The sequence below is a fragment of the Galbibacter pacificus genome, assembly GCF_029603165.1.
Taxonomy (GTDB): domain Bacteria; phylum Bacteroidota; class Bacteroidia; order Flavobacteriales; family Flavobacteriaceae; genus Galbibacter; species Galbibacter pacificus.
This window is the reverse complement of record NZ_JAQSVC010000003.1, coordinates 584086-599249: the sequence shown is the minus strand read 5'-3', so window position 1 is coordinate 599249 and position 15164 is coordinate 584086. Positions and strand designations below refer to the sequence as shown.

Annotated in this window: 18 protein-coding genes; 13 read left to right on the top strand and 5 right to left on the bottom strand. The window is 40.4% G+C overall.

Going from position 1 to position 15164, the window contains the following annotated elements; genetic code table 11:
- Positions 1 to 2: 2 nt before the first annotated feature.
- The 5 genes from PSF86_RS11100 to PSF86_RS11080 all read left to right on the top strand — a co-directional run bounded on the left by PSF86_RS11100 (position 3) and on the right by PSF86_RS11080 (position 3085).
- Positions 3 to 938: a ketopantoate reductase family protein gene (locus PSF86_RS11100; RefSeq protein WP_277900142.1), complete on the top strand. Its 936-nt coding sequence runs from the start codon at positions 3 to 5 to the stop codon at positions 936 to 938.
- Positions 939 to 946: 8 nt separating this feature from the next.
- A complete protein-coding gene (locus PSF86_RS11095) occupies positions 947 to 1555 on the top strand; it encodes a Crp/Fnr family transcriptional regulator (RefSeq protein ID WP_338424026.1) in 609 nt (202 codons plus the stop codon).
- 376 nt (positions 1556 to 1931) lie between these two features.
- Entirely contained in the window at positions 1932 to 2225 is a 294-nt protein-coding gene (locus tag PSF86_RS11090; protein ID WP_277900141.1) for a hypothetical protein, read from the top strand.
- A 30-nt stretch (positions 2226 to 2255) separates the two neighbouring features.
- Positions 2256 to 2648: a group III truncated hemoglobin gene (locus PSF86_RS11085; protein ID WP_277900140.1), complete on the top strand. Its 393-nt coding sequence runs from the start codon at positions 2256 to 2258 to the stop codon at positions 2646 to 2648.
- Positions 2645 to 3085: a hypothetical protein gene (locus PSF86_RS11080; protein WP_277900139.1), complete on the top strand. Its 441-nt coding sequence runs from the start codon at positions 2645 to 2647 to the stop codon at positions 3083 to 3085. The genes PSF86_RS11085 and PSF86_RS11080 overlap by 4 nt, the downstream gene beginning before the upstream one ends.
- Before the next feature lie 60 nt (positions 3086 to 3145).
- On the opposite strand, the gene PSF86_RS11075 is transcribed toward PSF86_RS11080, so the two are convergent.
- Together PSF86_RS11075 and PSF86_RS11070 are read right to left on the bottom strand one after the other, a co-directional pair.
- A complete protein-coding gene (locus tag PSF86_RS11075; RefSeq protein WP_277900138.1) occupies positions 3146 to 3526 on the bottom strand; it encodes a hypothetical protein in 381 nt (126 codons plus the stop codon).
- Positions 3523 to 3939, bottom strand: coding sequence for a GreA/GreB family elongation factor (locus PSF86_RS11070; protein ID WP_277900137.1), 417 nt, complete (start codon positions 3937 to 3939; stop codon positions 3523 to 3525). The genes PSF86_RS11075 and PSF86_RS11070 overlap by 4 nt, the downstream gene beginning before the upstream one ends.
- A 543-nt stretch (positions 3940 to 4482) precedes the next feature.
- On the opposite strand from PSF86_RS11070, the gene PSF86_RS11065 reads away from it, so the two are divergent.
- The 4 genes from PSF86_RS11065 to PSF86_RS11050 all read left to right on the top strand — a co-directional run bounded on the left by PSF86_RS11065 (position 4483) and on the right by PSF86_RS11050 (position 8964).
- Positions 4483 to 5568: a sensor histidine kinase gene (locus tag PSF86_RS11065; protein ID WP_277900136.1), complete on the top strand. Its 1086-nt coding sequence runs from the start codon at positions 4483 to 4485 to the stop codon at positions 5566 to 5568.
- A gap of 7 nt (positions 5569 to 5575) precedes the next feature.
- A complete protein-coding gene (locus tag PSF86_RS11060) occupies positions 5576 to 6889 on the top strand; it encodes a sigma-54-dependent transcriptional regulator (protein WP_277900135.1) in 1314 nt (437 codons plus the stop codon).
- A 360-nt stretch (positions 6890 to 7249) separates the two neighbouring features.
- Positions 7250 to 8539 carry a Glu/Leu/Phe/Val family dehydrogenase gene (locus tag PSF86_RS11055; RefSeq protein ID WP_277900134.1) on the top strand — a complete coding sequence of 430 codons (1290 nt, stop codon included), beginning with the start codon at positions 7250 to 7252 and terminating at the stop codon, positions 8537 to 8539.
- 14 nt (positions 8540 to 8553) lie between these two features.
- A complete protein-coding gene (locus tag PSF86_RS11050) occupies positions 8554 to 8964 on the top strand; it encodes a GreA/GreB family elongation factor (protein WP_277900133.1) in 411 nt (136 codons plus the stop codon).
- A gap of 33 nt (positions 8965 to 8997) precedes the next feature.
- Here PSF86_RS11050 and PSF86_RS17875 read toward each other — a convergent pair whose 3' ends face one another.
- The gene (locus PSF86_RS17875; protein WP_407933327.1) at positions 8998 to 9168 is read right to left on the bottom strand and encodes an ATP-binding protein; all 171 of its coding nucleotides are present in this window, start codon (positions 9166 to 9168) and stop codon (positions 8998 to 9000) included.
- Between the two features lie 137 nt (positions 9169 to 9305).
- On the opposite strand from PSF86_RS17875, the gene PSF86_RS11045 reads away from it, so the two are divergent.
- The 4 genes from PSF86_RS11045 (at position 9306) to PSF86_RS11030 (ending at position 13569) form a co-directional block, all read left to right on the top strand.
- Complete coding sequence (locus PSF86_RS11045; RefSeq protein WP_407933322.1) at positions 9306 to 9398, top strand: DUF6364 family protein; 93 nt, start codon at positions 9306 to 9308, stop codon at positions 9396 to 9398.
- 496 nt (positions 9399 to 9894) lie between these two features.
- The gene (locus tag PSF86_RS11040) at positions 9895 to 10959 is read left to right on the top strand and encodes a sensor histidine kinase (RefSeq protein WP_277900132.1); all 1065 of its coding nucleotides are present in this window, start codon (positions 9895 to 9897) and stop codon (positions 10957 to 10959) included.
- Positions 10956 to 11675: a LytR/AlgR family response regulator transcription factor gene (locus tag PSF86_RS11035; protein WP_277900131.1), complete on the top strand. Its 720-nt coding sequence runs from the start codon at positions 10956 to 10958 to the stop codon at positions 11673 to 11675. The genes PSF86_RS11040 and PSF86_RS11035 overlap by 4 nt, the downstream gene beginning before the upstream one ends.
- Before the next feature lie 82 nt (positions 11676 to 11757).
- On the top strand, positions 11758 to 13569 hold the full coding sequence (locus PSF86_RS11030; protein ID WP_277900130.1) for a CocE/NonD family hydrolase: 1812 nt from the start codon (positions 11758 to 11760) through the stop codon (positions 13567 to 13569).
- A gap of 333 nt (positions 13570 to 13902) precedes the next feature.
- On the opposite strand, the gene PSF86_RS11025 is transcribed toward PSF86_RS11030, so the two are convergent.
- Positions 13903 to 14112 (bottom strand): hypothetical protein, encoded by a 210-nt coding sequence (locus PSF86_RS11025; RefSeq protein WP_277900129.1) that lies wholly within the window; start codon positions 14110 to 14112, stop codon positions 13903 to 13905.
- 248 nt (positions 14113 to 14360) lie between these two features.
- Positions 14361 to 15152: a hypothetical protein gene (locus PSF86_RS11020; protein WP_277900128.1), complete on the bottom strand. Its 792-nt coding sequence runs from the start codon at positions 15150 to 15152 to the stop codon at positions 14361 to 14363.
- Positions 15153 to 15164 lie beyond the last annotated feature (12 nt).

The following is a 15164-nucleotide window of genomic DNA, read 5'->3' as shown; positions in this document are numbered from 1 at the left end:
CTATGAACATTCTAATATACGGTATCGGTGGTGTTGGGGGATATTTTGGAGGAAAACTTGCCAATACAAAACACCATGTTTCTTTTATAGCCCGGGGGGGACACCTGAAAGCGATTCAAGAAAAAGGCCTTTTCGTTAAAAGTTTTCTTGGAGATTTTAAGGCAACACCTGATCTGGCAACGGACCGCCTGACCAACATCCCTACTCCCGATCTGATTTTAATGGGGGTAAAAAGTTGGCAACTGGAACAGGCGGCTAAAGAATTGGCGCCCCATATTTCCAATGGTACCTTAGTCCTGCCACTGCAAAACGGGGTCAACAATCCTGAAAAATTGATGACATCCATTTCGGAAGATCAGATTTTAAACGGTTTTTGTAATTTGATCAGTTTTATTGAAGCCCCCGGGATCATATGCCATCAAGCGTTTCGCCCTACTTTGAGCATGGGGGAATTGGACAACCGAAGAACAGATAGGATCGAAAGGATCCATGCTGTTTTTTTAGAGGCCGGGGTTGAAAGCAAGATTCCGGAAGATATCCATCGCGAACAATGGAAGAAATTTATGTTCATTACTACCATCAGCGCCATAGGAGGACTTACCCGATCGACCATTGGGGAGATGCGCAGCAGTCCCTACCTTTATCAAATGATGAGAGATACTGCCTTTGAAATCCTTAAAGTAGCACAGGCCAAACACATCAATATTGCTCGTGATGATGTAGACAAAGTTTTTGAGATTATAGCTAAACAAGACCCACAATCCACGGCATCAACCCAACGGGACCTAATGCATGGGAAGCCTTCCGAATTGGAAAATTTCAATGGATATATTGTCGAGCAGGCTAAAAAACACGGGATTCAAGCCCCTGTCAACGAACTCATCCTGGCATGTTTGCTTCCCATGGAACGCAGAGCCAGGGCCGGTTTGAAAAGTTAATTCAATACATGGTTGCAAGTATGATTGAAGAATCGCTATTAATAACATACGGAGCAAAAATTAAGAAATATAAAAAAAACGAGTACGTTTTCAAAGAAGGTCAGAAAGCACGGTATTATTATCAAGTTTCTTCGGGAGAAGTGAAGATGAACAATTTTCTTGAAAACGGAAAAGAATTTGTTCAAAGTTTCTTTAATGCACCCCGAAGCTTTGGAGAGCCACCCCTGTTTTCAGACATTCTATACCCTGCAAATGCTGTTGCTACCAAGGATTCGGAAATCCTCCAATTGGAAAAGACCACTTTTTTAAACCTGCTAAGGGAAAACCCGGACATCCACCTTAAAGTTACCCAGGCCATAGCCTTGCGGTTGTATTATAAGGCCATTATGGCAACCGAAATATCTTCTCAAGAGCCCGAACACTGTATCTTGAGAGTTTTAGATTATTTAAAGAAAGATGTATATGGGCTATCCGGGCCTTTTTCATTTAAGGTGAACTTAACGCGTCAACAAATAGCCCACCTGACCGGGCTACGGGTAGAGACTGTTATCAGGGCTACTAAAAGCCTGGAAAAGAAAAATGAATTGCTCATAAAAAACAGAAAATTATACCGATAGCTTAAGTGCAAATAGTTCTTAGCGTTTGACAGAAACGTATTCTTTTTCCCGTTACAATTTATTTCCTGGTAAAATAATTCATGGTAATTCCCACCGATGGGGGGGTGGGATAAAGAGCCGCGTATACCGTTGTGGTCACATTAAAAATATCATGCTCCAAAACCGCCGTTAATTCTTTGAACGTTAGTTCCGGGATGGCGGCTAATGAAGCCTACAATCAATACAGCCACCACCAACTCATAACCCCCTTAGGCATTTTGAATTTAAATACAAAAAACAAGAACAGCGGGACATTCACATGAATGAATGCCTTATGATTCAAATCATAAAATTCAACAAATAACCCCACTAATTTTACCATAAATTAAAAACACGTATGATGACACTCTATCATAAATATTTATCCGTTTTTGAGAAATCGTTCTACCTGTACATTTCTTTTGGGATTTTACTTTCCAGTTGCATGGGAGGTGCTGCAGCCATGGTCGTATTAATGAAAGGTTTTGGGTTTGTGGAAATGTTTCAACTCTTTATTATTACCTGTATTTGCATGGGGTACAACACGGCCGTTTTGGCAAACCTAAAGCCCAAGACCACCTACACGATCCTTCTGATAAGTGTTCTGTTGAGCATATTGGTAATTACCTTTAATTTATGTACAATAGTTTAAGTTCTGTAAGCTTGTTCAAAGAAATTTACAATGGCAACTAAAAAGCGTATCGAAACCCTGGCAGATATAAAACATTTGATTGATAGCTTTTACGATAAGGTAAGGCGTGACAATCTTCTCGGCCCTGTTTTCAATGAAAAAATCGGCAATCAATGGGCTTCACACCTGGAAAAAATGTACCGTTTCTGGCAAACGGTCCTATTGGAAGAGCATACCTATAATGGTACACCGTTTATGGCCCATGGTTCCTTACCCATACATCAAATACATTTTGATACATGGCTTGACTTATTTGAAAATACCGTTGACTCCCTTTTTACCGGAGAGAAGGCAAGGGAGGCTAAATGGAGGGCCCGAAAAATGGCTGAAATGTTCCAACTTAAACTGCAGTACCATCGATCCGATCAAACCAAACCGCTATGATGAATTTAAAAGCTTCGTATGCGTATCGAATAGGGGCCGTTTATATATGGATCGGCCTTATAATAGCCATTAGTTTTATGGAGGCCTGGCTAAAGTTTCAAGCCCCGGGAATTACATTAGCGCTTGGTCTTGGCATTGGGAAGCTTGTCTTTCATGCACTTAATTATATGGAATGCGTTCTTTTACTTATTGTGCTATTACATATTGTATACACAAAGGAAGGCCTTTTGTATAAAAGCAATTGCTTTATCATTATAATTGCCTTCTTACTGCTTCTACAGACTTTTTGGTTGCTCCCCGCCCTGGATTCCAACGCACAAATAATCATAGCTGGAAAAGATCCTCCGGGATCATTGCTTCATTATCTGTATGTCGGATTTGAAATGATAAAAACAGGGTGCCTTTTTCTCTATGGAAGAAAGCAGTTGTACCCATAAGAATGAGCTGTCCATGACCGGGGATATGCCTTTTGATGCATGTGGAAATCTCGTCAACGTTCATTTACGAATATACCGATTGTATAGTTCATTTTTGATACTTCTAACTTGTTGAACATGACCCCGATATATTTTTCTGTTTTTTTCATGCAAATAATGATAAAAATTATCACAGGAAACAGTATCGCATTCCATACTTTTTTGCAACGCGTTTGAATAGGTATATATCTTTGTCAGCAATAAAGTATTGTCCCTTCTTATGGACACTATTTGCTCCTTTAATGACGCTGAATTAGGTTGTTTTTTCAGGAATGACATCAGTGCAGCAAGCGTTTCATTTATAGATTCCAAATGAAGGCCCCAATCCGCTACCTCTTGACGGTCCTTTTTAATGATTATTGATTTTTCCGAATCATTTGGGTAAATTTTGATGTCGCTCATAATTCCAACGTTTTTTGATTTCGAACGATGTTCTCCACATGGAGAATTGTGATCTGTTGCTTGCCCAACGGAAATTTCCAGCTAAAGACATCCCCTTTTCGATGACCGTATAAGGCAATACCCATAGGCGATAATACAGAGATCAAGTCCTCTTTCAAATTGCCTTCTTTGGGAAGCACGATCTTAAATTGTTTCTCCCACCCGTTATTTAACCTTACGGACACCTTCGAATACAACCGGATTACATCCTCGGGGATGCTGTCTTCTTCTACGACGACGGCATCTTTAAATTCTTCCATCAAATGTCTGACGGACTCCTTTAACAGCACATCGTTATAATAATTTGATTCAAAGGCCAATTTTTTTAAAAAGGCTAATTCTATTCGCTCTACAATGAGTATTGCTTTTTTCATTTTTTACTTTTTTGGATGGAAAAATCATATTCACTACAACTATAAACAGCCCCTTTATCATGTGTGATTACGCAATATTCAACATGCACGCATGCATTACATATGCTGTTGCCTTCTTTAACCATAACGTTTGTTTATATTTAAATGATGGCTATACCAATTCCTATGCCCGATTGTTATGGCCCTCCTAAAAATAAATGTAAGAAACTAACTATTAGTTAATTACAATAAAAAAAAGCTGCTTTTAACGCCTTTTAAATGAGGAATATTTACCCATGCGGGACAATATTCCTCAGTGCTTTACAACAGCGAAGGCATTTAACCGCCCCCGGGGTAATTGAACCCATTTTTCGCAGTTCAGTATAGGGCCTTGTGGCTTTGAGTGAGTAAAAGGGACCTTTCCTTTGCCATAGCGATTACCAGGGATTTGGTACGGGGTAAAAATGAAACAAGTATTTTTATGTAACCGGCCGTTGGGCTACAAACTGAATGCCGCACATGTAACAAACAAACATTTATTTGCTTAATTTTGGACGATACGATATGGACTCAACAGAATATAAGTTAAGAGAACGCATTAAAGAACTTACCTGTATGTACGAGGTCACTTCTATTATTGTGAACAGTGATTTTGAAAAGCTTGAAATGAGCCTGGAGTCGATTGCTTATTGCTTAAAAAAAGCTTTCCAATATCCAAAAGACACCTATGTGCACATAGCGTGCCCCGACCATTTGGTGAGCGTGGGCACCTATTGTGACGACACGGTTTTTTTAAGGGCGCCGATCAAGATATTTAATGAAGAAAACGGGTTTATTTCGGTTAATTATCCTTCAAATACCTATCGGTCAAGTGATTTTTTGGAAGAGGAAAGCAAGCTCTTGACCAATGTCTGTTTGGAGGTGGGGAACCTATTGGAGCGGAAGCAGATAAAAGAAAAAGAGGCCCGTATCCGTAAACAAATGGAGCACAGCGACCGGCTTACCATTTTGGGAGAAATTACTGCCGGGATTGCGCATGAGCTTAATACGCCCCTTACCAATATCATTGGTTTTACGGAGCTTTTGGATGAAGAAATTAAAAAGGGACCGGTACATAACGATTTAAATAAGATTAAAGAAAATGCCCTTTTTTGCCGGGAAATCGTAAAAAAGCTTATGTTTTTTGCATGTGAGATACCGCAACAAATACAGGAGACCGCCCTGTTCCCGGTACTTGAAAATGTACTGAATTTATTGGGTCCCACGTTTAAGGAAAAGGAAGTCTCGTTTGATTTGCTGTGCCCCGACAAAAGTATCGGTATCAAGGCTGATGAAATACAGCTTACACAGGTTTTATTTAACGTAATTATGAATGCACTCTATTATGCCCCCAAACGATCTACCATAACGGTAACCGTACAAAGCACCCATAAGGATGTCGAAATATGCATTGGGGATCAAGGGAAGGGAATCTCACCGAAAATTTCTGATAAAATTTTTGAACCCTTTTTCACCACCAAACCGGTAGGGGACGGCTCGGGATTGGGATTAAGTGTCGTTCATGGAATCATGAACAGTCATAAAGGAAGCATTTCCTTTAAGAAAAATAAACCCACAGGAACGATATTTAAGCTTGCTTTTCCTAAATAAGACAAACATGAATTATCATAAGGAGAACATACTGATTGTTGATGATGACATTCACATACTTGAGCTGCTAAAGCGTCATTTACAATCCTTGCATTATTATACCTTTAAAGCAGTATCGGTAAAAGAAGCATTGGCCATATTGAAAAGTAAGCGCATCGATTTGTTGATTACCGATATTAAGATGCCAGAGGTAGATGGATTTGAACTGATCAAATATGTTTCGGAACATTACCCATTGCTGCCGGTATTGGTTATAAGCGGTTATATTTCTGCAAAAGGCGCCTTGGAAATGGGAAAATCCGGGGTGGTCGATTACTTGGTAAAGCCCTTTACCAAGGAAGAATTAAAAGGCGCTGTAGCACATTCAATCCAGTCAAATGTTTCTACAAAAAAAGTAAAAGAACAGCCGGCTTATCAATTTAAAGAGCTTATCGGGAATTCTAAAGCATTTAATAATGTAAAAGAAATTATTCACCGTATAAAAGATATTAAGGCAACCGTGCTTATTCAAGGCGAAAGCGGTACCGGAAAGGAGTTAATTGCCAGGGCTATTCACTACCATGGGAAATACTCCAGGAAACCTTTTGTAGCAGTTAATTGCGGAGCCATTCCCGAAGATTTATTGGAAGCTGAATTATTTGGGTATGAAAAAGGAGCATTTACCGGGGCCAACGATACACGTAACGGTTTCTTTCAGGCAGCAGAGGGGGGCACTATTTTTTTAGACGAGATAGGGAATGCTTCCCCTAAAGCCCAAAACAGCCTGCTTCGTGTTTTACAGGAAAAAGAAGTGTCAAAAGTGGGGGCCCAAAAAGCCAGTAAGATCGATATCAGGGTCATTGCAGCGACCAACATCAATTTACTGGAGGCCGTTGGGCAAGGTAAATTCAGAGAAGATTTATATTACCGGCTCTCCGTGGTGGAAATAGAAGCGCCTCCATTGCGCCGCCGCAGTGAAGATATTCCTTTACTTGTCGCCAGGTTTGTGCAAAAATATGCCCTAGAGTACAAAGATCAGGTGATGGGAATCGCTCCCGAGGCCATTCAGATTTTACAGCGCTATAGTTGGCCCGGGAACATACGGGAGCTGGAAAATTGCATTCAGCGTGCCGTAATTATGAGCGACCGTAAAATTATGCCGCAACACCTACCGGATTTATATAAGTTCCAGATTGATTTTCCTGAAACCCAGCTCAAAAGCCTGTCCGAAATGGAAAAAGAATATATAACCAAGGTGCTGGCCCTTGTCAACAATAATAAAACCAAGGCCGCAGAGATTTTAGGGATTGATCGCAAAACACTGCGCGCCAAACTCAATTGAACGGTAAACAGCTTCAGGAGCATTTGTCTGAACCGGGTCGTTTTTCCCCGGATGAGGAATTTTTCCCCGACTTTAATCTTTTCGTAAACGCCGTAATTGGCTACAACAAGCTGTTAATCATATTTTTATATGTTTTTTATGTAGCCGGTTTTTTTATGGTATGGCTATTGCCATAGGTGTTTCGTATGATAAAAAACAACATGAAAAGATGAATAAAGGCGTAAGTATCTGCATCACGTGTGTGTATTTTCAGAATTGCACCTATACAAGCAACAAAAGTGATATTGTATTTTGTAATGAATTTGACAGTCAGGACATTCAACAAAATACCCTTTTATTGGTTTAATTAATTAGTTATTGATGATCACGGAAAAATTAAAAGAAAAGAAAGCGACAAAACAGGGAATGTTATCGAACGTAATGCGACAATTTAACAATGCATCCGATAAAATTCAATTAAACAGCAATATCAGAAAGATATTGGAAATCACTAATAATGAATTGGTAGTTCATTTTCCCGTTAAAATGGACAATGGTGAAGTAGCCGTTTTTACGGGCTATAGGGTACAGCATAACAATGCATTAGGGCCCTACAAAGGCGGACTGCGTTACCATCCGACAGTCGATATAGATGCAGCACGTGCCCTGGCAATGTGGATGACCTGGAAAACGGCATTGGCAGGATTGCCCTATGGAGGTGCCAAGGGCGGGATTCAAATTGACCCCAAGAAATATTCAACCGCCGAATTAGAACGGATTACGCGCAGGTTTACATATGCCTTGGGAGATAATATCGGTCCGGAGCTGGACATTCCCGCTCCTGACGTAAATACCAATCCACAGACAATGGCTTGGATTTTAGACACCTATATGTCGACTAAATCTCCTAACGAACGTTCTACTAATTTACATGTGGTAACCGGTAAGCCTATTGGTGCAGGAGGTTCTGAGGGCAGGGACAGGGCTACGGGATACGGTGTTTTCTTGTGCATAAAATTTTGGGCAGAACAAAACGAAGTTTCGTTAAGGGATAAAAAATTTATTGTTCAAGGGTTTGGAAACGTAGGATATTGGGCCGCTTATTTTTTGGAATCGGAAGGGGCCAAAATGATCGGGGTGCAGGATGCTTCCGGAACTTTGTATAACAACAACGGGATTTCGGTAGGGAGCTTAGCAGCGTATCAAAATGCGACGGGGGCTTTGTCCGGATACACGAATGCCGAGGCCATTCCAGGCAATGATTTTTTTGGCCTGGATTGTGACATTTGTATTCCGGCCGCTTTGGGAAATCAAATAACCGAACACAATGCCGGGGATATAAAGGCAAAGGTAATAGCCGAAGGGGCCAATGGGCCCACCGATGTACCGGCGGAAGCAATGCTCTTGGAAAGGGGCATAACCATAATTCCGGACATTTTATGCAATTCCGGTGGTGTTATAGGGAGTTATTATGAATGGCTCCAAAACAGAAACGGAGAAATATGGACCCTGGAAGAGGTGATGGAAAAGCTGGAAAAGAAACTCCGAACCTCTTTCGAGAAAATCAATAAAGTGGTAGGGGAGCGTAAGGTAGATGCCCGAACGGCTGCTTTTATCATAGCAATAGAACGTTTGGAACAAGCCTATTTACAAAGGGGGATATTTCCATAAAATAAAAGAGGAGCATGTCAGAGGAGAGGTTTCTTATTGAAAAAAAGGAATATGTGCTTTTGAAACAGGCCGTGAGCTTGTCCAGTCACCATACCCCTTTAACTGAAAACAAACCAGTTGTAAACTTGAAGGAAAAACTTCAAAGGGCAAAGATTATGGATGATGAATATATGCCGCTGGATGTTGTTCGGCTTAATACCATGGTAACGGTATCGCTAAGGGGAGGAGCTCAAAGGCGATTCCTATTAGTGATGCCAAGCCCCGGTGTCTGTCACAAAGATGAAGTCTCGGTATTATCCCCCTTGGGGATTACCTTATTGGGCAGTAGCGTAGGTCGTGTGCTGTCCATGGAAAAGCAGCACCTGACGATAACGCATATTGAACAAAAGAGGATGACAGAAAACAGCACATTCAACTCTTTTTGAGCGATTAAAAAACCGTGATACTGGCACTAAAATTCAGCGGATTATTACCAATAGTATATTACACTGTTTATGATCAATTTGTTTAAGACCAAAATCGTCGGTAATAAGCAGTTTTGTCTTAGTTATTTTATCCATAAACTTAAAATAGCTACCGTCTGACTTGGCCGGGGTCATTTGATCCAGGAGTTTATTGGCCGTAAATATATAGTTTTAAGTTCCTGGGCATACGTCTGGAACCCCAAAGCACAGGCTATAAATGATTTCCCTACCCCAGTGGGTCGTTAGGAACCGTTAGCTCTCATTTCAAGAAAACACGCGTATTTGTCATAAAAGGGAATAGTATGAATACCAAATTAACTTTGGCAATAGAAAAAGAGGTTATCGAAATCGCAAAGGAATATGCAAAAGAAAAAGGCAAAGCCTTTCAGAAATGATAGCGAACTATTTCAGGTTTGTGACTGTAAAAAGGATTAAACTCAGATTTTTTGTTTTCTTTCTTCACGATTTTTTCGAGACGTGAAATTACATCTTCACTTTGAATTTTTAAAAACTCTTGAATAAGTTCTAATTTTCTCGTTTGCAAATTCATTTTATTAGCTTTTTTATCAAAGACACAAAATTATAAATTCGGTTGTTTTTATAATTGTCGATTTTTTAGCTTGTTGCCAACGCCTTTCGTTTCAACTTCATATATTGATGGTTTGACCTTTTTCAACCAGGATTTTCCCTATCGGTTCTCTTTATTGCTCTGGCCCTTTTAGGTTAAAGCGAGGAATGTGGGCGGAAAAGATAAGAAAGCATGGTTCAAATGGGGTAAGTTATAACGGCAACCCCTGTCTGATTTGGGACAATATTCAACGTTTAGCCCCGATAATAGGCATTGGTATATTTTAGCTTTGTTCGATAGTATGTTATTTGTTTCTTTGTGGTATGCCAGAAACCAAAAGAGCACAACTATTGCCCCTTTATTGGAAATGCCAGATCATCGGTTGGGGAATTGTTTCCCTATTATGGCTATATATTGCCTTGGTAAGGGATCGATTTAGTATTATGGATGCGCTGACCAACTATGTACTTGATATTGCCATTTGCATTGGCCTAACTCATTCCTATCGGACCATTTCTTTAAAAAAGGGATGGGGTCGATTGGGCATCAAAGAGTTGATAAAGAGGGTGATTCCTTCTATTTTGATACTCTCCGTTATGTTTATGCTTTTAATGAACATTAAAATGGCCGCTTATATTTATATGCTCAATGGAAACAATACCTTTTCGGAAAACTTGCTTTTATGGAATCCGGTACTGATTACAGGGGTAAGGCACATGTCCATATGGGTACTTGCTTATCATGCCTATAAATTTTATGTCAGAGAGATCAATACCGCAAAAAAGAATGCCCAGCTTTCGGTTATTGCCAAGCAGACCCAATTGGACAAGCTGTCCATGCAATTAAACCCACATTTTTTATTCAACTCGCTCAATTCCATCAAAGCTTTAACCCTTGAAAGCCCAAAAACTGCGCGTAGAGCTATCGATTTGTTATCTGACCTTTTGCGTTCGTCACTTTATGAAAAGGAGCATGCCACCATAACTATTGCAGAAGAGTTGTCCTTGGTCAAAGACTATGTGGAATTGGAGCAATTACGATTTGAGGAGCGGTTGAGGGTGATCATGAATGTTGATGAAACCATAAAGGGCTTTGCCGTTCCCCCGCTGTGCATCCAACTTCTGGTTGAAAATGCCATCAAACATGGAATAGACCAACAATTGGATGGTGGAACGGTGAAGATTTCAGTCCAGACGGACACTTGTTTTATAATTATCAATGTCAAAAACCCGGGGGGCCTTTCAAAGAAGGAGCATAAGGGACTTGGACTGAAAAACCTAAGGGAACGTCTTTTATTACAGTATGAGGGAAAGGCACAATTGGAGATTGGGGCCCCCACGGAGCATTTGATCTCGACAACACTAAAGATTCCAATCGATAAAACATGATTTATAAGACATTGATCGTTGATGATGAACGCTTGGCCCGCGAAGAAGTACGAAGGGCCCTGAAAGGGTATCCTGAATTTTGCATCGTGGGAGAGGCGAACAATGTAGAAGTGGCCATTGGCCTGATCGAGACAGAACAACCCGACATCCTGTTTCTGGATATTTATATGCCCGAAAAATCAGGGTTTGACCTGTTGGATGAGTTGGGGACCGTACCAGAAGTAATCTTCACCACGGCCTATGATCAATATGCCGTAAAGGCCTTTGAAGTAAATGCCCTAGATTATTTGGTGAAACCTTTGAGGGAAGAGCGTTTTGCCAAGGCTATAAAAAAGGTCAAAATAGAATTGAAAAAGAAAGCCGGGGAAAAGGAAGCGCCTTTTGCCAGCCATCAAAAAATTTTTATCAAAGATGGTGAAAAGGTACATTTTATTGCATTGGGGGACATCTCCTTGATCGAATCCATGGACAATTATGCACAACTGCACTTCGGCAACGAGAAGGCCATGATCAAACGTTCATTGAACCTATTGGAAAAAAAACTGGATCCTCATGTGTTTTTCAGGGCCAACAGGGGCCAGATCATCAATACTGAATATATCAGGGACATTCAGCCGTATTTTAATAACAGACTACGGATTGTGCTGACAACAGGGAAAACCATCGAAGTTTCAAGTAGGCAGTCGGTGTTGTTCAAGAAATTGAAAAGTCTGTAGTCAACAAGCCTATTAAGAAAATCCATATCGCCGACGGCAAGAGCACCAGGAGAATGGGGAAATATATTTAACACCGGTCCGAATGAAAAAAAGAATCATGATATCTTTTATTGTCCCAATCACAATCTTTTGTTTTTTAATTTATTACAATCAAAAAGATTCTATACAGTCTCCATATACGGTCATTGAAAACAACACCACCTATCTCATCCAAGACAGTATTTTGATCCAGACGAGGGAAGGGGCTAAAATCCATGCCATGGTGGTCAGGGATTCCACAATGACCATGCCGGGTCCTGCACTGCTTTTCCATACGATATATTCTCGAAAAAGTGATTTACAAAAGGCAAAAATAGCTGTAGAGCATGGTTATGTTGGAGTCATATCATACACCCGGGGGAAAGGATTAAGTCAGGATTCCATAATCCCCTTTAAAAAAGAAGCGACGGACACTTATGATGTTATAGAATGGATAAGCAAACAGGAATGGAGCAACCAAAAAGTGGGTATGTATGGCGGGAGTTATCTGGGTTTTGCCCAATGGGCCTCGGTCAAGCACAAAGTGCACCCGGCATTGAAGACCATTGTCCCATCAGTATCTGTGGCCCCGGGAATTGCCGAGCCCATGGAAAATGGTGTCTATCAAAACTTTCATTTTCCCTGGCATCATTATGTCTCGAATGACAGGTACTTGGATACCATGCTATATTCCAATGCGAAAAGGTGGCAAAGCCTGAACATGAAATGGTACATGGAGGGGGTTGCCTATAACAAAATGGACAGTCTGGACGGATTGCCCAACCCACAGTTCAAGGAGCGGTTATTACATCCTACCTATGATAGCTACTGGCAAGGCATGATGCCCTATAAAGAAGAGTTTTCGCACATAGACATTCCGATCTTGGCTACAACAGGATATTATGATGGAGGTCAAACAGGAACAAGGTATTATTTGAACGAGCATACGACATACAACAAAGATGCGGCTCATTATTTGGTCATTGGCCCCTATACCCATTTTGGTGCCCAGGGAAAGCCCAAGGCCCATATTTTAGGATATGATATAGACCCTGTGGCCCAAATAGATATTACCAATTTGATTTTTGAATGGTTTGATTATGTATTGAAGGGGATGGAGAAACCGCCTTTGTTGAAGGACAAAATCAATTACGAGGTTATGGGGGCCAATAAATGGGAACATGTCCCTTCATTGGAACAGATGGCGAATGATACACTCACCTATTACCTGAGCAATCGACGATCGGGAGTGGGCTTCAGGTCCACTTATGATTCTGGAAACAATGGGGAGAATATCCACTTCACTTTGGATGAACGCCTCAGTAACCCTGACGGGTATTTGGAACAGACAATAGACTTTTCAGATCGGAGGAACTTCACTTGGAATTCAAGCGGGTGGGGAAGCATCATTGCAGAGCATCTAACTATTGGCCAAGGTTTTTCCTTTGTTACCGAGCCCTTTCCCTCCGATTTTGAGCTCAACGGCTCTTTTGGAGGGGAAATGTCGGTATCCATCAATAAAAAGGATTTTGATTACAGTGTAGCATTGTATGAGCAGACCCCTGATGGAAAGTTCTTTGCATTGACATTGCCCTATGTGGGTAGAGCCAGTTATGTATTGAACCGGGAACAAAGGCAATTATTGAAACCGAACGTCAAAACAACAATCCCTTTTGGCATTGTCCGGATGACCAGCAAAAAAATCAGTAAAGGCAGCAGGTTAGTAGTTGTGATCAATGGGATCAAGGAACCTTTTACGGAGATCAACTATGGTTCGGGCAAGCCGGTAAGTGAAGAGTCCATATCAGATGGCAAAAACCCCCTTGTGATTACATGGTATAGTAGCAGTCATATTAAGATTCCCGTAAAAAAGTAAGAGGATGTATATGATGGCAAATAAAGGTAATAACTTCGCACATCTTACCCGACAGACATTTAAACCATTGGAGTGTTGACCGTAGAAATTTAACGGCTTATTTCTTCATGGAAGAAAGATTTTGTCTGGCATCAAATATCTTAACGATATGGAATGTTTTTTTGGTTTTATCCACTATATAGCGTATTTTTTGGTTCCTGGCTACGATTCTTCTATAAGCAGGGAAGTATTCCTTTATTTGTATTTGCTCTGAGAAGTGCAATGATTTTACAGCGCTCCTTTATATCCAATACAACGCTCTTTGCTCCCTGTACGGATTTTTGCCTAATAAAATTATAGAAATCCCTTAAATCGGTTTTTCGTAGTATGGGCAATTTCCTTTATAAATAGTAGCGGCCATTTACCAATTTCAAGCGATTCAGCCAAATTATTATCAGAAGCAACCCGACCAGCTTCAATATCATCCAGCTCCTTTTGTATCTCTGCCTTATATTGAGCCACATTCAATGGCTCTCCTTTGGCCATATAGGCCACAATGTCCATCTTTTGCTCCTTGCGGATGTAACCTTCTTGATTTTGTTTATAACAGAACCTTAGGCAGTATCAAGAATGTATTTTTCCAATTGTTCTCTGGTAAATTTATGGCCTCCATAACAACAAATGCACAATCATCATATCCAATGTACATTTCACGTATCTAAAAATATAGAAGCCTTTTTATTGCACGTCCACAGCGAGGTTGTTCGACTAAGGAGATACTTTCTCATACCTCATATTATTCCCTGATTTATTTATAACGCATCCGTTTTCATTGAAGAAAAACTTGAAGTTAAAGCGCCATGGGCATCAAAAAAATTGATTTTTCCCACTCCTAATGAATCTACCTTCAACTGGAGTCTCACTGTTCCCATTCGATCGGAAAGGTTTAGTACAGCAGATTTTTGTTTGTCCTTCCCAATAAAAACCCTGTTGGCGAAGGCTTTCTGACCCTTTTTAGGCTCCATTAACTCCCTGAGTAACTTGTCTTTTTCAGGGCTATCGGGAAGTTTTTCCGCTTCTTTGTACGTTTTTCTGAATTCGTGAAAAGGGGGTTCCTCCTGCCAGTCATCTACATATAGGCCAACTTTTCTGGAACCATTATCATCCAGGTATTGTAAATAAAGGGTTTGGTTTTGGTTGTATTGGTCAAATGAAAGATGTCCGCTTTGAAAATAGTCACCACTTTTAGGGTCCTTGACTCCCGAAAATACCAAGCCTCCAATTTCAGATTCTTCATCATCTAAAAATATAAACCCGGGCCTGTTGCCACCAGGGATACCCATAGGTTTTCCTTTGTACAGGTTTGCTATGGACCGCTCTTTATTTGAAATGGACAAACGTAGTTTTCCATCTTCTTCGATTACATTGATTTTTTTTACATTGATTTCATCAAAATCTGTTACCGGTAAAGTAGAAAAAGTATTAAAACTTCGTACCAGAGCGGTTAAACCAATTGCTCCTAAAATGAGTGTGATGCCAACTGCATATCGGGTTAAAAAAGAAACTTGCTTTTTTAATTTCGTAATATCTTCTTGTGTATTCATTTTTTTGCATGT